At 62.2% G+C, this 19,823-nt stretch carries 20 protein-coding genes; 5 read left to right on the top strand and 15 right to left on the bottom strand.

All coding sequences use genetic code 11. The features are described 5' to 3' along the window. Positions 1 to 92: 92 nt before the first annotated feature. Entirely contained in the window at positions 93 to 1,328 is a 1,236-nt protein-coding gene (locus tag RIN49_RS04050; protein WP_309118870.1) for an MFS transporter, read from the top strand. A 72-nt stretch (positions 1,329 to 1,400) separates the two neighbouring features. Here the strand turns inward: RIN49_RS04050 and RIN49_RS04055 are convergent, their stop codons facing one another. From RIN49_RS04055 to RIN49_RS04070, 4 genes are read right to left on the bottom strand one after another with little or no spacing between them, the layout of a single operon-like run. Next, positions 1,401 to 2,480: a Gfo/Idh/MocA family protein gene (locus RIN49_RS04055; protein WP_309118871.1), complete on the bottom strand. Its 1,080-nt coding sequence runs from the start codon at positions 2,478 to 2,480 to the stop codon at positions 1,401 to 1,403. Positions 2,481 to 2,499: 19 nt separating this feature from the next. Further along, positions 2,500 to 3,228, bottom strand: coding sequence for a ThuA domain-containing protein (locus RIN49_RS04060; RefSeq protein ID WP_309118872.1), 729 nt, complete (start codon positions 3,226 to 3,228; stop codon positions 2,500 to 2,502). A 44-nt stretch (positions 3,229 to 3,272) separates the two neighbouring features. Continuing rightward, the gene (locus RIN49_RS04065) at positions 3,273 to 4,433 is read right to left on the bottom strand and encodes a Gfo/Idh/MocA family protein (protein WP_309118873.1); all 1,161 of its coding nucleotides are present in this window, start codon (positions 4,431 to 4,433) and stop codon (positions 3,273 to 3,275) included. 31 nt (positions 4,434 to 4,464) lie between these two features. Then, entirely contained in the window at positions 4,465 to 5,544 is a 1,080-nt protein-coding gene (locus RIN49_RS04070) for a LacI family DNA-binding transcriptional regulator (RefSeq protein ID WP_309118874.1), read from the bottom strand. A gap of 126 nt (positions 5,545 to 5,670) precedes the next feature. On the opposite strand from RIN49_RS04070, the gene RIN49_RS04075 reads away from it, so the two are divergent. Continuing rightward, entirely contained in the window at positions 5,671 to 7,425 is a 1,755-nt protein-coding gene (locus tag RIN49_RS04075) for a methyl-accepting chemotaxis protein (protein ID WP_309118875.1), read from the top strand. A gap of 68 nt (positions 7,426 to 7,493) precedes the next feature. On the opposite strand, the gene RIN49_RS04080 is transcribed toward RIN49_RS04075, so the two are convergent. From RIN49_RS04080 to infC, 6 genes are all read right to left on the bottom strand, one after another. Beyond that, the gene (locus tag RIN49_RS04080; protein WP_309118876.1) at positions 7,494 to 7,922 is read right to left on the bottom strand and encodes an SRPBCC family protein; all 429 of its coding nucleotides are present in this window, start codon (positions 7,920 to 7,922) and stop codon (positions 7,494 to 7,496) included. A gap of 184 nt (positions 7,923 to 8,106) precedes the next feature. Further along, a complete protein-coding gene (locus RIN49_RS04085; protein WP_309118877.1) occupies positions 8,107 to 9,435 on the bottom strand; it encodes a DUF4129 domain-containing protein in 1,329 nt (442 codons plus the stop codon). Beyond that, positions 9,432 to 10,523, bottom strand: a complete 1,092-nt coding sequence (locus tag RIN49_RS04090) for a DUF58 domain-containing protein (RefSeq protein WP_309118878.1) — start codon at positions 10,521 to 10,523, stop codon at positions 9,432 to 9,434. Before RIN49_RS04090 ends, RIN49_RS04085 begins: the two co-directional genes overlap by 4 nt. A 6-nt stretch (positions 10,524 to 10,529) precedes the next feature. Next, positions 10,530 to 11,495 (bottom strand): AAA family ATPase, encoded by a 966-nt coding sequence (locus RIN49_RS04095; RefSeq protein WP_375295205.1) that lies wholly within the window; start codon positions 11,493 to 11,495, stop codon positions 10,530 to 10,532. Next, complete coding sequence (locus RIN49_RS04100) at positions 11,495 to 11,926, bottom strand: DUF6157 family protein (RefSeq protein WP_309118880.1); 432 nt, start codon at positions 11,924 to 11,926, stop codon at positions 11,495 to 11,497. Before RIN49_RS04100 ends, RIN49_RS04095 begins: the two co-directional genes overlap by 1 nt. A 37-nt stretch (positions 11,927 to 11,963) precedes the next feature. Continuing rightward, positions 11,964 to 12,446: a translation initiation factor IF-3 gene (gene infC / locus RIN49_RS04105; RefSeq protein WP_309118881.1), complete on the bottom strand. Its 483-nt coding sequence runs from the start codon at positions 12,444 to 12,446 to the stop codon at positions 11,964 to 11,966. Positions 12,447 to 12,514: 68 nt separating this feature from the next. Here infC and RIN49_RS04110 point away from each other — a divergent pair, with 68 nt between their 5' ends. After that, positions 12,515 to 12,811: a hypothetical protein gene (locus RIN49_RS04110; protein ID WP_309118882.1), complete on the top strand. Its 297-nt coding sequence runs from the start codon at positions 12,515 to 12,517 to the stop codon at positions 12,809 to 12,811. A gap of 6 nt (positions 12,812 to 12,817) precedes the next feature. Here the strand turns inward: RIN49_RS04110 and RIN49_RS04115 are convergent, their stop codons facing one another. After that, complete coding sequence (locus RIN49_RS04115; RefSeq protein WP_309118883.1) at positions 12,818 to 13,015, bottom strand: hypothetical protein; 198 nt, start codon at positions 13,013 to 13,015, stop codon at positions 12,818 to 12,820. A gap of 158 nt (positions 13,016 to 13,173) precedes the next feature. Further along, complete coding sequence (locus RIN49_RS04120) at positions 13,174 to 13,944, bottom strand: phytanoyl-CoA dioxygenase family protein (protein ID WP_309118884.1); 771 nt, start codon at positions 13,942 to 13,944, stop codon at positions 13,174 to 13,176. Positions 13,945 to 14,065: 121 nt separating this feature from the next. Between RIN49_RS04120 and RIN49_RS04125 the strand changes: the two genes are divergently transcribed. Beyond that, positions 14,066 to 14,860, top strand: coding sequence for a helix-turn-helix transcriptional regulator (locus RIN49_RS04125; protein WP_309118885.1), 795 nt, complete (start codon positions 14,066 to 14,068; stop codon positions 14,858 to 14,860). 77 nt (positions 14,861 to 14,937) lie between these two features. Continuing rightward, positions 14,938 to 16,629 (top strand): M3 family oligoendopeptidase, encoded by a 1,692-nt coding sequence (locus RIN49_RS04130; RefSeq protein WP_309118886.1) that lies wholly within the window; start codon positions 14,938 to 14,940, stop codon positions 16,627 to 16,629. 76 nt (positions 16,630 to 16,705) lie between these two features. Here the strand turns inward: RIN49_RS04130 and RIN49_RS04135 are convergent, their stop codons facing one another. The 3 genes from RIN49_RS04135 to tyrS all read right to left on the bottom strand — a co-directional run bounded on the left by RIN49_RS04135 (position 16,706) and on the right by tyrS (position 19,800). Then, entirely contained in the window at positions 16,706 to 18,016 is a 1,311-nt protein-coding gene (locus tag RIN49_RS04135) for an FtsW/RodA/SpoVE family cell cycle protein (RefSeq protein ID WP_309118887.1), read from the bottom strand. Further along, on the bottom strand, positions 18,013 to 18,345 hold the full coding sequence (locus RIN49_RS04140) for a PadR family transcriptional regulator (RefSeq protein WP_309118888.1): 333 nt from the start codon (positions 18,343 to 18,345) through the stop codon (positions 18,013 to 18,015). The genes RIN49_RS04135 and RIN49_RS04140 overlap by 4 nt, the downstream gene beginning before the upstream one ends. Positions 18,346 to 18,510: 165 nt before the next feature. After that, positions 18,511 to 19,800, bottom strand: a complete 1,290-nt coding sequence (gene tyrS / locus RIN49_RS04145; protein WP_309118889.1) for a tyrosine--tRNA ligase — start codon at positions 19,798 to 19,800, stop codon at positions 18,511 to 18,513. Positions 19,801 to 19,823 lie beyond the last annotated feature (23 nt).

Here is a 19,823-nt window from a genome sequence, read left to right on the forward strand (position 1 = left end):
GGCGCCGTTCCAGTAAAAAAGGGTTCCTTTCCGCAACGAAATATGATAGACCTGTAGTATCCTTTTTTTACAGCTGGAGTAGATGCGCCTTGATGTCGAAATGGAGTACGGTCTGGAAATCGGATCGGATGATTTACTTTCGCCTGCGGTCGTTCATGTTTTTCATGTTCGGCCCGGTGGCCTTGTTTCTGCCTTATTTGCCGTTGTACTTGCAGCACTACGGGTTTACGCCTGCGGAAATCGGCTGGCTGCTGACGATCGGACCGGTCGTCGCTTTGCTCGCCAATCCGGTGTGGGGATACGTCAGCGACCGGCTGCAGAACGTAAAGCTGGTGCTTCTGATTTTGATGCTCGGCTCGCTCGCGGCCAGCCAGTTCCTGTTCCACTTCCGGCCGTTCTGGGCGGTGTTCGCCGCGATGATGCTATTTTACTTTTTTAATACGTCGATCAACCCGATCAACACGTCGCAGGTGTTCCAGACGATCGAGAACACGCCGCTGCGCTTCGGCAGCTTCCGGATTTGGGGTTCGCTCGGGTACGCGGTCATCGTGCTCGCCGCCGGCCCGATCATGGAAGCGCTCGGCATCTGGCAGCTCGGCTGGGTGTACGGCGGCGCGATGGCGGTCGCGATCCTGTTCGGCCTGCTGCTGCACCGTCCCGCGCCTCCGAAGGGGCGGTCCGCCCGGCGAACGATTACGTTCCGCGAGACGATCCGCTCGCTGCTGCAAGGGCGATTCGCGTTGTTCCTGGCGGCCAGCCTGCTTATCTTCATCCCGAACGGGGTAACGGCGCTGTATTTGTCGCTGTTCATCGAGGAGCTCGGCGGCACGCCCTCGAGCATCGGCTGGTCGATGTTCGCGGCCGCGGTGCTGGAGGTGCCGCTGTTCTTGCTGCTGGACCGCTGGTCCAAACCGAACGCCCGCTCGATGCTCAACTTGCTGCTGTTCGCCACGGTCATGTACGTCGTCCGCTGGCTGCTCATGGGCTTCGCGACGACCCCGCTGCACATCGTGCTCATTCAATGCATGCACAGCTTGTCGTTCGGGTTTTATATTTACACGGCCGCGCAGCTTGTCGAGTACTTGACCGAGCGGTCGTTCCGCGCCAGCGGCCAGACGATGTACGCGCTCGTGCAGGGGGCGCTTTCGATGGCGATCGCCGGGTCGCTCGGCGGCTACTTGTACGAGCGGCTCGGACCGCATACGTTGTACCTGCTCTGCTCGGGCCTTACTGTGATCGGCTTCGCGGTCATGTTCGCGCTACGGCTGTCGCTGACGAGAGCGAGGGAAGAACAAGGGCGGGACGACGGACTTGCCTCCGGAGGGTAACCAAAGAAAAACCCCGGCCGCGAGCCGGCGGCGGAATCGATCCGCTCGCCGGCCCGGCCGGGGTTCTCTTCGTTACGGATGCAGCGGCGCCGGGGATGCGCAGGAGCTGCTCATCCGGTACACCGTGCCCTGGTCGTTGCTGTCGTGGAAGCCGTGCATCGCTTCGAGCACGTGGAACGCGAGGGCGTCGTTCGCGCGATGCGGACGTCCCTCGCGGATCGCGTTCGCCATATCGAGCACGCCGACGCCGCGGGAGTTGCCGTCGTACGGCAGCGTAACCGGAACGTCCTCCCACTCGGTCTCGCCGAAGCGGCGCAGCCGCACCGGACCGCCGAACGTATTCGGATCCGGCACCGCGAGCGTCCCCTTCGTACCGTAGATTTCGATGTTTCGCAGCGAGCTGCCCGCCGGAATGTCGAACGACGTGATCATCGTCGCGATCGCGCCGCTCGAGAAGCGGAGCGTCCCCGTTACGTGCGTCGGCACCTCGACTTGAATCGTCTGGCCGCGCTTCGGCTCGCTCAGAATCGTGCGCTCCTTATGCGTGATGCGCGTCATGCCGGAAATTTCCGCGATCGGTCCGAGCAGCGCGACGAGCGCCGTCAAATAGTACGGACCCATGTCGAACATCGGGCCGCCGCCGGCTTGATAATAAAACTCCGGCGCCGGATGCCAATGCTCGTGACCGCGGCTCATCATGAACGCGACGGCCGACAACGGCTCGCCGATCGCGCCTTCGTCGATCAGGCGCTTGCATGTCTGAATGCCCGCGCCGAGGAACGTATCCGGCGCGGCGCCCGCTCGCAGCCCCTTGGCGGCCGCGAGCTCGACGATGCGGCGACCGTCCTCGCGGGACACCGCGAGCGGCTTCTCGACGTACACGTGCTTGCCGGCTTCCAGCGCGCGAATGCATACCTCCGCGTGCGCCGCCGGGATCGTCAGGTTGACGACGAGGTCGACGTCCGGACTCGCCAGCAGCTCGTCGACGGAGCAGCCTCTCGCCACGCCGTGCTCGGCCGCCTTCGCCTTCGCCCGCTCGATGTCGAGATCAGCGCAGGCGACGACCTCGACGCCTTCGAACGCTTGCAAATTTTTAAAGTAAATCCCGCTGATATTGCCGGTTCCGATAATGCCTACCCGAATCTTTGTCATGTCTCGTCTAGGGCTCCTCTTACAAAATGTTGTCCTGCATGCCGGTATACGATCCCGCCGCCGCGGCCGTCGCCTTCGCCTTGCCTTCCGCGGCCCACAGGAAGCCGCGGCGCATCATTTCCGTCACCTGCGGCATCGCGATAATGTTCGCTTGATGCCCCAGCGTGCAATAGAACACGCGCCCTGCGCCCCAACGCTTCGTCCAGACGACCGGCATATCGACCGCCTTGTTCGGCGAATGCGGCCCCGGCACGTTCGGATTCGGGAACCGCGTCGTCGCGAGCACCTCGACCGCCGGATCGACGTGCATATAATATTGCTCGCTCTTCACCTCGAAGTCCTCGATGCCCTCGAGCAGCGGGCTAGAGCTGTACTTCACGTTGACCGTGTACTCCACGCCGTCGTTGCCCGGATGCGCCACCCACTGGCCGCCCGTCATGAACTGCCAGTCGACGTTCGTCCGGAACGCGTCGCACATGCCGCCGTGCGTGCCCGCGATGCCGACGCCCGATTGAACGGCCGCCAGCACGTTGCCCGCGAGCTTGCCCTCGATTTGTCCCATCGTCCAGTTCGGCACGATCAAGTCGAGCGCCTTCAGCTTCTCTGGATCGGCGAACGCGTCGAGCGTATCCGACACTTCGACCTCGAAGCCCTCCGGCTCGAGAATCCCCTTATACAAGCCTGCGACTTCCTCCGGTTGGTGTCCGAGCCAGCCGCCCCAGACGATTAACGCTTTCTTCGTGCCCATGGTATGGTTCCTCCTCCGTATTGTCGAAAACGCCGAACGCCGGATTACATCTCTTCGATCGCTACCCAACGACGTTCGTCGATGGATCGGTCTACCGCTTCCAGCACCGACTGGCACTTCACGCCGTCGTGGAAGTTCGGCACCGGCTGGCGATTTTCGCGGAACGCTTCCATCAGCTCGTGCACCTCGTGGATGAACGTATGCTCGTAACCGATCGTGTGACCCGGAGGCCACCACGCAGCGGCGTACGCATGGGACGGATCCGTCGCCAGGACGCGGCGGAAGCCTTGCACGTCGTCGGCATCGTCCGTGAAGTACACCTGCAGCTCGTTCATCCGCTCGAAGTCGAACTTGACGCTGCCCTTGCTGCCGTTGATCTCGAACGAGTTCGTGCAGCGGTGTCCCGCAGCGAAGCGCGTCGCTTCGAAGCTGCCGAGAGCGCCGTTCGCGAACTTCGTCATGAACAGCGTCGCGTCGTCGACGGTGACCGGGCCGCGCGGCGCGTCCTTGCTGCCCTTCGCGCTGAGGCCCGTCATCGAGGACGGCATCGGGCGCTCCTTAATGAACGTCTCGTTCATGCCGATCACCTCGTTCATATCGCCGACGAGGTAGTGCGCGAGATCGATGAGGTGCGCCCCGAGATCGCCATGCGAGCCCGAGCCGGCCACTTCCTTCTGCAGCCGCCAGACGAGCGGGAAGTCCGGATCGATGATCCAATCCTGCAGAAACCACGCGCGGAAGTGGAAGATGCGACCGAGCCGGCCTTCGTCCACCAGCTTCTTCGCGAGCTGCACCGCCGGCGCGAACCGGTAGTTGAAGCCGACCATATGCTTCACGCCCGCTTGCTCCGCCGCCTGCAGCATCTCGCGGGAGTCGGCCAGCGTCAGCGCGAGCGGCTTCTCGCAAAACAGATGCTTCCCGGCCGCCGCCGCCGCGATGGCGATGTCCTTGTGCGCGTCGCTCGGCGCGTTGATGTCGATCAAGTCGATATCGTCCCGCTTCACGAGCTCCCGCCAATCCGTCGTATAGCCGTCCCAGCCGAACTGCTTCGCCGCCGCGCTTACGCCGGCTTCGTCGCGGCCGCACAAGGCGGCCATGACCGGCTTCGTCGTCTCCGGGAAAAACATCGGCAAATCCCGGTACGCGTGACTATGCGCCTTCCCCATAAACTTATACCCGATCATGCCTACGCGAATTTCGCCCACAACGCATTCCTCCTCTGGAAAAATGATTCCTTTATGACAAGCGGGAAGATTCCCGCGTCACAAACCTCGTCTCGAGTCGCTGCGCGCTCGGCCCGGCCCCTTCCGCGTCTCCCGCGATAGCGTCGAGCAGACGCTCGGCCGCGCGGAAGCCCATCTCGAAGAAGGGCACATGCACCGTCGAGAGCGGCGGATCGGTCGTCCGGGACGCGTCCGAATCGTCGTAGCCGACCAAGGCGTAGTCCGCTCCCGCCCGCAAGCCTCGCTCCTTCAACCCCTGCATCAAGCCGATCGCCATCCGGTCGTTCGCTGCGAACACCGCATCGAATTCCTTCCTGCGCTCGTACAAAGTCTCGGCTAACGCATACCCGCTCTTGCGGCTGTAATTGCCCGTGAACTCGAGCGATTCGTCGAACCGGACGCCGCCCGAACGAAGCCGCTCGACGAAGCCGTCCCGCCGGTCGACGCTGTTCGAGAACGACGCCGGCCCGTTCACGAGCGCGATGCGCTTTCGCCCGGAGTCGAGCAGATGCTCGGCGACGAGTCGCCCGCCTTCCCTGTGGTCCGCGTCGACCTGGTCGTACGGCTCGTCGAACCGCTGGCCGACGACGCAGAACGGCCAGCCTCGCTCGTGCAGCTTCCGCAGCGCGCGGGCTTCGGATACGTCCGACTTGGCGCCGAGGATGAGGCAGCCGTCGACCTTGCGCATGCGGAAGGCGCTTTCATAGTCGGGCGCCGCATCCGCTTGCCGGAACTGCAGGAGAAGGTGGTATCCGCGCTTCTCTACGGCATGGCCGATCCCGGATAATATTTCGGAAAAATAATACGCGGAAAACAGGTGCACCTTCGGCACGACCGGGAGCATCACGCCGACGTTCCCGCTTCGCTGCGTCACGAAGCTGCGGGCGATCGCGCTGGGCGTATACCCGAGCCGGTCCGCGGCTTCGAGAACCCGGCGCTTCGTCTCCTCGCGAATCGGGCCGACGCCGCTCATGACGCGAGACACGGTAGCTTCGGATACGCCGGCGAGCTCCGCCACTTGTTTGCGTTTCGACGTAAGCCATCCCTCCCGACGATTGAATGTACACGTGTACATTTTCGCATTCGTTTCCATCGCCTGTCAATCCTTTTGTCGGACTGTTAACGCAATAAAATATTCATATCCCCCCTCTTCTATCGGGCCTATCGATCTATTATACTGTTAGGAAAATGTATCCAACCTAAGGGAGAGAACCGTTGCATGCAAGCCTTACGCCCCCGCTTTTCGCTTCGCTGGAAATTGTTGATCGTCTCCATTCTGCTCATGGCCGTCCCCACGCTATCGTTAGGCACGATCGCCTTCCAAACCACGATGACGGAAACGGACGCCCTGATGGAAGACAATCTGAAGAACAACGTTCGTCTCGTCGTCGAGTCGATCGGACTATTGGACAAACAAGTGAAGTCCGGGTTGCTGCCGCTCGAACAAGCGCAATCCCAGATGAAAGACATGCTCCTCGGGACCCGCCAAGCGGACGGTACGCGGCCCATCAACGCAAACCTCGATCTCGGGGCGAACGGGTACTTCTTCGTGCTCGCCGACGACGGCACGGCGGTCGCCCACCCGAAGCGCGAAGGGCAAAGCTTATGGGAGGAGCAATCTTCGGACGGGTTCTTCTTTATTCAAGACTTGATCGCCAAGGCGCAGAACGGCGGCGGCTTTACCGAGTATGCTTGGCCGCTGCCGGGCGAAGGCGTAACCGAGGAAGCGATGAAGATTACCTACGCGGAGAAAGAACCTCACTGGGGATGGATCGTCAGCGCCGGCTCGTATATTCAGGATTTTAACGAAGGACAACAGCGTATCGAGCAGGCGATCGCCGTCACCGTCGCCGTCGCGCTCGTCGTCGGTCTCGCGGCGACCGTCGCGTTCGCCTATTACATAACAAGCCCGATCTCGCTCGTCTCCGCGCAGCTGCGCCGCATCGCCCAAGGCGAGCTGAACGCCCCGCCGCTTCGCGTGAAGCGGCGCGACGAATCCGGCCTCCTCGCGGAGGATACGAACACGATGGCGATCAATCTTCGGGCGCTCGTGTCGCAGGTGTCGAACGGCGCTGCGAACGTCCTTGACGCCTCTCATCGGCTGGCCGCTTCCGCCGGTCAGTCGGCGCAGGCGACGCGCGGCGTTGCGCTGTCGATCCGCAATATCGCGCACGGCGTAGACTCCCAGTCCGCCGCCGCGGCGCAAAGCGCGCGCGCCATGGAGGAGATGACCTCGGGCATCCAGCGCATCGCCGAGACGTCGTCCGTCGCGTACGACTCTTCCGTACAAGCGACGTCTACCGCCGCTAACGGCGTCGAAGCCGTCGAACGAGCCGTGCGGCAGATCGAGAAGGCGGTCGGCGCGGTGCGCGAGCTTTCGTCGACGATCCACGGGCTTGAACGGCGCTCGGAGGAGATCGCGACGATCTTGGAGCTGATCTCGGACATCGCGCGCCTGACGAACCTGCTCTCGCTTAACGCGAGCATCGAAGCCGCTCGCGCCGGAGAACACGGCCGCGGCTTCGGCGTCGTCGCCGGCGAGATCAAGAAGCTGGCCGAACAGTCCGACCGCTCGACCGACGACATTCGCCAGGTGATCGAGAAGATTCGCGACGACATCCAGTATTGTGTCGCGTCGATGACGGCGAGCGAGCGCGAGGTGCAGGAGAGCGCCGAGCTCGTCGTCCGGACGGGCGAGTCGTTCCGCACGATCGACGCCGCGGCGCGGCTCGTGCTCGGCCAAGTGGAGGAGACGACGGCCGCGTCGGAGCAGATGTCGGCCGGCTCCGAGGAAATCGCCGCGTCGATCCAGGAGATCGCGGACATCTCTTCCAAATCCGCCGCGGCGACGCAGGAAATTTCCGACGCCTCGCAGGAGCAGCTCGCCGTCATGGAGACGATGGAGCAGTCGGCTCGCTCGCTTGCCGATCTGGCGCGGCAGCTGAAGGACGCCTCCTCCCGCTTCCGCTTGTAACCTTCTCTTCGATGGAACGAAGGGACCGCCTCAAGTCATTCGACTTGAGGCGGTCCCTATTTATATCCTTACTTGGAGGATTCGCTATATTTTTTAAAGTTGTCCATGAACGCCTGCCAGCCTGCTTGTTGCATTTCGACGGGATTGGTGCCTTCCGCTTCGAATGTTTCCACGATCTTCGTGTCGTTTCCTTGGCGAATGAAATCGATCGTGACCTTTCGTCCGTCTCCGAGCGTGTAAGCGAGATGCTCGTTGACTCTTACGTCGTCATATACGCCGCCGAAATCGAATCCGAAGCTGCCGTCCTTCGCTTCCATTCTCGTAACGAAGCTTCCTCCGACTCTTACATCGTTCTCGGCTCTAGGCGCGTGCCATTCCTCCGAGGCGAAAGACCACTTCACGATATGCTGCGGCTCCGTCCAGTGCTTCCACGCTTCTTCGACCGGGGTATGTACTGTGGTTTCTACGGTGATCGTTACTTTCTTTTCTGTTTCCATAGGAGTAAGCCGCCTCTCAAGAGTAATAGATGATACTTGCAGACCTGATGTTCATAATATACATTAACGGGAATATTCCTTCCAAGGAATACTTAAACCTCGGATACCGAACGTCCTGCCTGCGCGGAAATACGAACCGCCGTCAAGCATAAGGTCGATAAGCGGTGCGCGAAGACTTAGAACTCTACTTTTTGGACTCGAGCGAGCGGCGCGTACGTTCGACGTCCCCGTCGCTCGGAACGGCGTCGCCGTACCGCACGCGGTCGTACAGCTCGACGAGCGCCGATGCCTTGTCCCCGTCGCTCGCCGGCATCCCGCTTCGACCGGTAGGCCGAGAAGCCGCCCAGGCGATCACGTCCGCCTCCGTTTCGCGGGGCGTTAGATGGCGGCGCGACTCGTATCCGGCGTCGACCGCCGTCCGCAGCCAACGGCGGTACAAGTACCGCACCCGCTCCGCGTTCGTGCGCTGATCCTCCCACCGCTCGGCGCGGCTGCGCGCGACGAGGCGGCCGAGCCAAGATTCGCGGACGCGCTTGAATGCTGACTCCCAGGAGAAGACGGTCGTCTCTTCGTCCACGTAAGCCGCGTCTTCCGGCGCGCGGCCCGACCGGGTCAGGAACGCCGCCAGTCTGCGCAGCCATTCGCGAAGAAGCTCGCCGGCGTTGCGGTACAGCCATCTCCCGAGCCAGAACAGCAGCGCAAGCGCCGCCGCGATGCCGATCGCATACCCGATGATGTCGAGGATTTGCGCCCATAACCCGGGCTCCCCCTCGGCCGCCGGCAGTCCTTCCGGCATCGTCTGCGGCGGCGGCTCGGGCGCGGGCGCCTCTTCCGCCGGCGCTTCGTTCGGCAACAGGCCGAACAGCCATCGGAAGAACGCGAATAACAGCTTGCCGAACGCGTTCCCGAAAGCGGCGGTCAGCGCGATGACGACGAGCAGCACCGCGGCCATCATGGCGCGGTTATGCCGCCGCAGCGTCGCCGGCACGCTTCGCGTACGGCTCGAAGCGAGCGACGCGCCGCGCAGGAACGTGCCGTTCGATGCGAACAACGCGACCGCGAGGCTGACGGCGCCGCCGATCGTGAGCGCCGTCACCGTATCCCGCAGCGCGTCGACGCGCGGGTAAACGATCGCGGCGACGAAATAAAGCGCCAAGCCGTACCACAGCCATTGCGGGGCTTCGTTCCGTTCCCGAACGGTCAACCCCTGCAGCGCCGCGATGAAGCCTACGCCCGCCCCGACGGCGGCGAGCCGTTCGTCGGCGCCCGCGAGCAGGAGCGATCCGAAGAAAGCCGCTCCGATCAACAGCCCGAGCCCAAGCTGCTGCCACCGGCGATTCCAGCGCAAGCTCGCCGCCGCGCCCGCGAAGGACGCAGCCGCGATCCCGACCGCGGCCCACGCGACCCCGGGCGGACGAAGCCAAGCGTACAACGCAAGCCATACGGGAAGCAGCAGCAGCAGCTCGATAGAAGAGGAGATCCACAACGTTCGCAGACGCAAGATCGCGTTCATCGACGACGGTCCCCCTCTCCCTCGACGTAGAGCCATTCTACGCCGTTGCCTCGGCGGCGCAGCGCGTCGACGCGCTCCTCGAGCTCGGCTCCGCGATGGCAAGAAATGATCAAGTAGTCCGTGTCCGACGGGTCTCCCGACAATTCGTCGTCGAACAGCGCATGCATCGTCACCGCCGTCTCGAGCTGCAGCTTCGCCATCGTCTCGAGCAGCGCGGTCAGCTGCGCTTCGCCGCCGCCCGGATCGTGACGCACCGGGAGCTTCGGTCCGCCGAACGTCCAACCGTTCGAGAGCAGCCCCGTCTCGACGCCCTGCCGCATCGCGTAGACGGCGACGGACGCCGCGTAGCTGATCGCCCGTTCGATGCGCTCCGGCTCGAGCACGGCGCTCCACATGCGGTCGTGCGTCTCCAGGTTGATGCAGATCATGAGCCGATGGTCCGCCGTGTAATCGTTCCGATGCACCTGCATCCGCCCCGTCCGCGCCGTCGCCTTCCAGTTCACGGACCGAAGCGCGTCGCCCGAACGGTATTCGCGCGTGCCGGCGGTCAGGAACGGGTCTTCGACGATCCAGCGCCGCACCGTCACGTCGCCGAGCCAGCTATGGGCGGGCAGCGGCACCTCGCGCATCGGAACGACCTCCGGATAGACGGTCAGCGTAAGCGCCAGCGGGAACCGGCGCGACGGCCGCGTCAAGCCGACCGGGTCGCCCGCCGTCATCGTCGCGGAATCGAGCACGTAATATCCGCGCCTCGCGGCGACGACGCGGTGGCGCCTGACGATCTGGCGATACGAACGCAGGCTGAAGAGGCTGATATGGTTTTGGAACTTCTCCCCGCCGCGAATGTCGAGATTTTGCTGTTCGCCGAAGACGAGCCCTTGCGCCATCATCGACTCGAGCCGCACCCAAGGCAGCGGCAGCAGCTTGCGGTTGACGATCCGTTCGACCATCTCGATTTCTTCTCCCGCGAACACCGCGTGCTTCGAGAAAAACCGCGCGTATCCGACATGATTTAAAGAGAACTTACCGTACACCCATGCGATCAGTCCGAGCAGGACGACCGCGTTGACCAACATCCAGGCGAGCATCGCTCGCTACCCTCGGGCCGACGGCGCCGGCTCGGACGGCACTTCCAGGCCGTTCAACAACTTCCGTACGACGTCGGCGCCGCCCGAATCGCGCGAGCGCGCCGCGCCGCGGGTCAAGATGCGGTGCGCAAGCACCGGCACCGCGACCGCCTTGACGTCGTCCGGCGAGACGTAGTCCCGTCCCTTGACGGCCGCGTGCGCCTGCGACGCCCGCATCAACGCTTGGCAGCCGCGAGGGCTGACGCCGAGCAGGACGTCCGCGTCGGCGCGCGTCGCCTCGGCGAGGCGCACGATGTAATCGAGCAGCTCCTCCCGGATGGCGACGGAACGCGAGAACCGCTGCGCTTCGACGACGTCGGCGGCGGTAGCGACCGGCTCGAGCGTCTCGAGCGGGTTGTCCTCGCGGAACCGGTGCAGCATCGACAGCGACTCCGCATGCGACGGATACCCGACGGGAATGCGCATTAGAAACCGGTCGAGCTGCGCTTCCGGCAGCGGGAACGTCCCTTGGTTGTCGACGGGGTTTTGCGTCGCGATGACGAGGAACGGCGCCGTAAGCCGATGCGTCACGCCGTCGATCGTAATTTGCCGCTCCTCCATACATTCCAAGAGACTCGACTGCGTCCGCGGCGTCGCGCGGTTAATCTCGTCCGCAAGCAGGATGTTCGTAAACAACGGTCCGGGACGAAACTCGAATTCCCCGCTCTTTTGGTTATAAAAATTGATTCCGCTTACATCGGACGGCAGCAAGTCGGGCGTAAACTGGATTCGCTTGAAGTCGCAGCCGAGCGAGCGGGAGAGCGTCTTCGCGAGCAGCGTCTTCCCCGTGCCCGGCACGTCTTCCAAGAGCGCATGCCCGTTCGCGAGCAGCGCCGCAAGCAATAAATCGACCGTCTCCGCCTTCCCGACGACGACGGCCCCGACGTTCCGGCGAATCGCTTCGATCGTGCGGCCTAATCTTTCTGCGTTCATCATTTCGCGCTCCCCGCCTTCTTGTTTCGCATCGCGAACTCTTGCTTCAAATCCGCGCGTTCCAAGAACTTTTGGTATTCCTCCGACTCCATCGGAACGATCGCGATGCGGCCGGCTTCGTCGTAATGGACGCCCCATCCGAATTTCTTCGGCAGCATCGACGCCCGCATGCACGGCTGGCCCTTCGACAGGAGCTCGTCCCGCACCTGGGCTCGCCTCGCCTCGTCGACGGGTTCCCCGGCAAGCTTATGTCGGATGTACGTCTCGACGATCAGCCCGTCGAGGTCGTACGTATACGGATGCTCCGACAGAATTTCGTATTGCACCTCATGCGCGGTTTTCGTTTCCTTCTTGGACACGGGCACGATCCCGCGCTCCGCCGGACAGTCGGCCGACACCTTCACGAACGTATTTACGATTCTATTCGACATGCGCTACGGACGCCTCGCTTCCTTATATAGAAATTACTCAATCCGTCTTCGGGTCCAGCTGCACCGCAGCCTGCTTGCCGCTAAGCTGGATGCCCGTCTTCTTCGCGCCGAACGGCGCGAGCGCCTTGATCAAATCCTCCAGCAGCCGCTTCGCCGCCTCGCCCTCCTTCGCGCCCGACAGCTTCACGACGAACAGCGCGGCGTCCCCGCTCTTCAAGATGCGTTCGGCCTGCGTCTTCTTCGTATCGAAGTCATGCGCTTCGATTGTAGGAGTGAGGCGAATCTCCTTCACCTTCGACGCGCGCTCCTTCCGCTTCTCCCGCTGCTTCGCGTCCCGAGCCGCGCCCGCGCCGATCAACCGGCACGGCGGCGGGCTGCTGAACAGCGATTCGCAAACGAGATCGACTTTCAGCCGCTTCGCCAGCGCGAGCGCCTCCGTCGTCTTCATGACGCCGAGGTCTTCCCCGTCGACGCCGGTCAGCGCCACTTCCGACGCCTTGATTTTTTCATTCTTGATCATTGTGTTAACTCCAATCGCGTGTCTATAATATATGAACCTATATTACCGCGACGAAGGAGCCCGTATCAATGAACCGCAAAGAACTGGAAGATCAAATCATAGAAAATTACCGCAAGGACGAGCGAATGATGATTTTGGCGTTCGCGCAATGGAGCATAAACCGCGGTCTCGACCCTCAGGCGTTGTACGAGCGGGCGTACCCCGGACAGAAAAACAATCCCGAGCTGCTCGCGGCGCTCGAGTTGACCGTCCCCAAGGAGGAAGCCGGCGATATCGCGGACGAGACGGTGCTGAATATGCTGTCCGTCTTCGGCAACGACGACCTGGCGTTCGTCGTGTCGGAGGTCATCCATACCCGAAAATAATTCCGGCTACGCGTTCCCCGCGAGCCGCCGCTTCGCTTCGAGCAGCGCGGCCACGATGTCGTCGATCTCGCCCGGATCGTCGATATGCGTCGCCACGTACCGTTCCCGGTAGCCGCCCGACGACAGCTCCAGCAGGACGTGACGCTTCGCGTCGTCGTACACGATCTGAATGGCGTCCTTCACGAGCAACGAATGCAATGTCATGACCCAACCTCCTTGGAAAAAGAATACCATATTCAAGGAGAAACGTCTTTGCCGTCTTTGCAAGACGGTACCCGGTCGCCGCAGGTTATGCGACCCGAAGCGTAAACAAAGCCCGCTCGGAGCGAATCGCTCCGAGCGGGCTTCTTTCTTGCGGCCGGTCAATACAACGGATACTTCACCCGCAGATCCTCCCGGTGCAGCACGGTGGAATCGTGCCGGATGTAATGGCACACGTACGAGCGGCGCCAGCGGTCCTTGCTGCGGTTTTTGTTGGAAGAATGAATAAGAAGCTCGTGGAAAAAGAGAATGTCCCCCTTTTCCATCACGACCGGAATCTGGTTGCGCAAGTCGACCCCTTCGGTTTGGTGCGTCCACGCTTCGTGCTCCTCCAGATTCGTCACGCTCCCGTGGGGCAGCAGTCCGAGACGATGCGTCCCGGGGATGACCCAGAGGCAGCCGTTCTCCTCGTCCACCAGCTCCTCCATCGCGATCCAAGCCGCCACCATCGACTTCGGGTCGTCCTTAATATAATAGTAATCCTGATGCGCCGCCTGCCCCGGGGAGCCCGGCTCCTTATAGAAGTACATGCTCTGGACGCAAACCGCCTCATCCCCCATCACCTGCGCCAGCGCGCCGCGGACGATCGGAAGCTTCATGACCTGACGGGAGAAGCCGTCGTGGATATGCGGGTTAAAGAGACGGACCGAGAACCGATCCTTCTCCTGCACCGGTCCGCCTCCCTTCCGCGGCAGCGCCCACTCGGGGATGTCGTCCCCGGAGCGAATGTCCCGGATGTGTCCGTTGAAGGCATCGATCAAATCCGCGCTGCAGCCTCTTTTCACTAAGACATAGCCATGCTCGTGGAAGAACTCCACCTGTTCCTCTGACAACGGCTCCATTCTAGCCGGAAATACCGCTTCTTTCTGCATGACCGATACCCCTCTCCCGGATTCGTTTGCATTCATCATAAGGAAGAACTCGCAGACGAACAATGGCTGCATCTGATATGATTGTGTCTAGAATTGATCATCGGCGACGAGGAGGATGCGAATGGAGCCGTTCCCTATGGAACATGTCCGCGGCGCCTCCCCCGGCACCGTCATCTACAATCCCGGAGGCACGTTCGGCCCGCGCCTCCAGCTCGACGTGCAGTTCGTCCTGCTCCATACCGGGACGATGCGGGTCGAGATCGACGGCGCTTCGCTCGACTGCCCGCCGGGCCACGTCGCGATGCTGTTGCCCGGCCGGACGGAGACGTTCGCGTTCCACCGAACGAAGCCGACGTGGCATCGCTGGATCGCCGTCGAGGTGGCGGACGCCGCGGCAGCCGCGCGCCTGCTCGAGCCGCTCCCCCGCGTCCAACCGCTGACGGAAGAGTTCAATCGGCTCGCGGACCTGCTGCTGTCGCTTCGGGACAAGCAGCGGCTGACCGACGACGTCGCGAAGGCGCTCGGGCTCGCCGCCGTACGGATGTTCGCCGAGATGGCGTCGCGCTCGCCGAGAGCGGCCGCCGTGCACGAATCGGTGACGGCGGCGAAGGCGGCCGCGCATCGGCGCTACGGCGAAGAGCTGACGCTCGACGAGCTGGCGAAGGCGGCCGGCGTCTCGCCCGAGCATCTCGTCCGGTTGTTCAAGCGGCACGAAAACACGACGCCGATGCGGTACGTGTGGCAGTACCGCGTGCTCGCCGCGAACGACATGCTCGTTCACACGGGGCTGTCCGTCGGCGAGATCGCGTCGCGGTGCGGGTTCAAGACGTCGTACCATTTCGCCAGAATGTTCAAGCAGCGAATGGGGAAATCGCCGTCGCAAGTCCGCAAGGAATCTTGGCAAGGGTTGGTCTAGCGGCGGAGAAATCGGTATACTTATACGCAGATTCGCGATTCGCCTTACACTCTTTCCCAGGGAAGCGAGGAACGTTCATGAAATTTCAAGAGTATCCGTACGTCCGCCCCGATCTCGCCGCATTAGAGAACCGATTCCGTACGCTGCTCGACGCGTTCGAGCGCGCCGAGACGCTCGAGTCGGCGGCCGCCGCCTTCGAGGCGATCAACGCCGCACGGGTGGAGGTGTCCTCGATGCTCGCGATCGCGCGCATCCGGCATACGATCGACACGACGGACCCGTATTATAAGGGGGAACAGGAGTTCATCGACGAACAGTCCCCCGTCTACCAAGGACTCATTACTGACTTCTATAAGTCGCTGATCGCGTCGACCTATCGGCCGCAGCTGGAGGCGCAGTGGGGACGTCAGCTGTTCGACGCCGCCGAGCTGGCGCTGAAGACGTTCGATCCGTCGATCGTCGAAGAGCTGAAAGAAGAAAATAAGAAGGTCAGCGAATACATCAAGCTCGTCGCCTCGGCCCGCATCGAATTCGACGGCGAGGAGCGGACGCTCTCGCAGCTCGCGCCGTACCTTCAATCGACGGACCGCGATACGCGGAGGCGCGCCGCCGACGCCCGGTACGCCTTCTTCGAGTCGAACGAGGAGACGGTCGATGCGATCTACGACGACCTCGTGAAGCTGCGCACGAACATCGCGCGGAAGCTCGGCTTCCGCGACTTCACGGCGCTCGCGTACGCGCGCATGGACCGCACCGATTACGGTCCCGAGCAGGTCGCGGCCTTCCGCAAGCAGGTGCTGGAGCATATCGTGCCGGTCGCTTCCGCGCTGCACGAACGCCGCCGGGAACGGCTCGGCCTCGACAAGCTGAGGTATTACGACGGCATCTCGTTCCTCAGCGGCGATCCGAAGCCGAAGGGCGACCCGGCATGGATCGTGGAGCGAGCCAAGGCGATGTACGCCGACATGTCCCCGGAGACGGACGAATTTTTCGGATTTATGCTCGAAGGCGGCTTGATGGATTTGGAAAGCAAGAAGGGGAAGCGCGTCGGAGGCTACTGCTCGTTCATCGGAACGCATAAGGCGCCGTTCATCTTCTCGAACTTCAACGGCACCGCGCACGACGTCGACGTGCTCACGCACGAGGCGGGGCACGCCTTCCAGGCATACTTAAGCCGGGACTTCGCCGTGCCGGAATACATTCACCCGACGCTCGACGCCTGCGAAATCCATTCCATGAGCATGGAATTTTTCGCGTGGCCGTGGATGGAGTCGTTCTTCCTCGAGGATACGGCGAAATACAAGTTCTCGCATCTGGCCGGAGCGATCACGTTCATCCCGTACGGCGTCGCGGTCGACGAATTCCAGCATGTCGTGTACGCGAATCCGGAGATGACGCCGGCGGAGCGGAAGGCGGCTTGGCGGGACATCGAGCGGAAATACTTGCCGAATCGCGACTACGACGATATGCCGTTCCTCGCGCGCGGCGGGTTTTGGCATCAGCAGCAGCACATTTTCAAGAGCCCGTTCTATTATATCGATTACACGCTGGCGCAAATTTGCGCGCTGCAATATTGGAAGCGCGCGAACGACGATCGCGGCGAGGCGTGGGCGAGCTACGTCACCCTGTGCCGCGCCGGCGGCAGCGAATCGTTCACTTCGCTCGTGCGGCTCGCGGGCCTGCGTTCGCCGTTCGAAGACGGCTGCGTCTCGTCGATCATCGGCGACATCGACGGCTGGCTGCGCGGCATCGACGACAAGGCGTTGTAACGTCAAAGGCCTCCGAGGAATTTCCCGTATTCGGGAAGTCCTTCGGCGGCCTTCTTTCGTGCGCTCTTCCACACGCTCAATGCGAGGCGGCGAACGGCACCATATCTTTCCTTACGTATACGCCGCAAATGATGCCGATCGCCGCGAATTGCGCCAACAGCGCGCTTCCGCCGTAACTGATCAGCGGCAACGTAACCCCGATGATCGGCAGCAAACCGAGCGACATCCCGATGCTCCAGACGAATTGGATCGTCAACACGGCTCCGAGACCGACGGCAAGCAGCCTGCCGAATGGATCCTTCACCGACGACGCCGCACGAATCAATAGCGCGACGAACCACGCGATAACCAGCAGCGAGAGAAGGCCGAATGCCCAGCCGAGGCTGTAAATCAGGTAGGTTAGAATCGTTTCCGAATAAATATACGGGAGTTGACGCGCCGCCGCGCCGAATCCGTGTCCAAGCCATCCGGCGGAACGAAGCGCTTCATCGATCTTAATGTACATATAAGCCGCATCCGAGGAGGCGTCGTAACGGTCCAAGTACGCTTCCAGCCGGAGCCGACCGTGCCAGGAAGCTGCGAGATAAGCGGCGAAAGCTCCCGCCGACAGGAGGATATGCGCTGCGGCCCACCGCCGGCTTTTGCCGGAAACGAGCAGCAGGAAGGCGTACGCCGACGAATACAGGAACAGATCCGAGAAGGACGGAGCCTTCACGAGCAAGGCAATCGGAACCGCCGTAAAGCAGACGGTATGCCGGATGACGTCCCGCCAACGGTCCTGGCTCCGAACCAGCGCCCCCGCCGCCGAAACGATCAGCAAATACGGACTAGCCTGCATGACGTTCAGGAGAATCGGGCCTACTTGTAGATACTTGGAGGCGCCGTTGATTTGCGGTCCCCAAACGAAGGCAGCTGCCATGAGAGCGACCGTCGCGCCGTACAGCGCCAATGGAGCGCACAGCAACCGTCGGTACCGGATGAGACTGAACGCGAAGAGGAGCACTGAACCGATCCCGATAAACAAAGCATGGCGTCCGACGAAGTCGACTCCTTCCATGCCGCCTCTTCCCTGGAAGCTGGTCTGCACCGAAAACAAGCTGACGATCGCGATCGCGAGCACCGCCGCCAATGCGCCCAGCATCGACCATGGCACCCGTGGACGATGCACTCGATTCAGACCGTGCGCGACTTCCCGCGTCTCGCCCATCTGCGCGACGGCCCACCGCGCCGCTTCTTCGTCGTTCGCCCCCTCCGCCTTCCGGGACTCCATAAGCTCTTCGAGATGGCCGGACAGCTCCTCCATAATTTCGTCCCGACATTCCTTCGCTTGGAGCTGGCGCGCGATCTCCTCGACATAACGCCGAAGGTCGGGATGGATACCGTTCAAACCGATCCCTCCCCCAGCACCCGATCGACCGCGCCGCGAAACAGCCGCCATTCGCGCTGCTTCTCCTCCAGTTGCCGTCGGCCGCTCTCCGTAATTCGATAATACTTGCGCTTACGCCCCTCGGCTTCCTCCCAGTACGACTCCACCCACCGTTCGGCCTCCATGCCGTGCAGCAGCGGGTATAACGTCCCTTCCTTCAGTGCAAACGTACCGTCCGACTGTCGCTCCAGCTCCTTGACCAACTGATAGCCGTACTGATCTTCCTTATCCAGCAACTTCAATAGCAGCGTGCCCGTGCTTCCCTTCAGAAGCTCTTTGTTTATGCGCATTCGTCACACCCTCGCCAGATCCATTTGCAACTATTGTACCTCGTATTCATACGCATCGCAAATCTATGTATGTAAAGTCGATAAATTGCTGCTTTAGCGCCCCGGCGGTCAACAAAAAAAGGAGCTGTCCCCGTCTTTAAAGACTTGGGGCCAGCTCCTTCTTCGTCAATGAAACTTCGCCAGGTAGTAGTTTTTCTTCCCGCGCCGCAGCACGACGTACGTGCCGTACAACCGCTGCTCCGGACCGACGACGAAGTCGATCGCCGTCTGCTTCTGCCCGTTGACGTGCACCGCGCCGCTCTCGATGTCCTGCTTCGCCTGACGGCGGGACGGCGCCGCGCCGACCGCGACGACCAGATCGATCAGACTCGTCTCCGCCTGGCCTTCGAACGTCGTCGTCGGCATCTCGGCGAGCGCCTCGACGAGGTCCGCTTCGCTAAGCGACGCGAAGTCGCCCGAGAACAGCGCCCGCGTAATGTTCTCCGCGCTGTCGAGCGCTTCCTGCCCGTGCACGAGGCGCGTCACCTCTTGCGCCAACGTGCGCTGGGCGTTCCGCTGCTCCGGACGCGTCTTCACGTCTTCCTCGAGCGCCGCGATCTCTTCCGGAGACAAGAACGTGAAGTACTTCAGGAACTTCACCACGTCCGCATCGTCCGTATTGATCCAGAACTGGTAGAACTGGTACACCGGCGTCTTCGTCCGATCGAGCCAGATCGCGCCCGACTCGGACTTGCCGAACTTCTTGCCGTCGCTCTTCGTGACGAGCGGCAGCGTGAGGCCGAACGCGTCGCCCCCGCCGAGCTTGCCGATGAGATCGAGGCCCGCCGTAATGTTGCCCCACTGGTCGCTGCCGCCGATTTGGAGCGAGCAGCCGTGGTCCTGCTGCAGCTTGTAGAAATCGTACGCCTGCAAAATCATGTAGCTGAACTCCGTGAAGGAGATGCCGTTCGCGAGGCGCGATTGGACCGAATCCTTCGCCAGCATGTAGTTCACGGTGAAGTACTTGCCGACGTCCCGCAGGAACGAGATCGCGTCAAGCGGCTTCAGCCATTCGTAATTGCTTACCAGCTTCGCCGGATTGTCCTTCGATTCGAAATCGAGAAACCGCGACAGCTGTCCCTTCAAACGGTCCGTCCATTGCGCGACGATGTCGTCGGTATTCAGCGACCGTTCCGTCGATCTGCCGCTCGGGTCGCCGATCAGGCCCGTGCCGCCGCCGACCAACGCGATCGGCAGATGCCCGGCTTTCTGAAAGCGAACCAACGTCAGGACCGGAAGCAAGTGTCCGATATGGAGACTGTCCGCCGTCGGATCGAAGCCGCTGTACAAGGCGACCCGCTCCTTCTTCAGCTTCTCGTCCAGCGCTTCGCGATTCGTCGATTGCTGAATCAGTCCGCGGTACTCCAAGTCCACCAATAAATCCGTCGTCTGTCTGTTCGCGATGTCGTTCGCCATGACACTCACTCCCTTATCGTCAG

It is taken from the genome of Paenibacillus sp. (genome assembly GCF_031177825.1).
Taxonomy (GTDB): domain Bacteria; phylum Bacillota; class Bacilli; order Paenibacillales; family YIM-B00363; genus Paenibacillus_AE.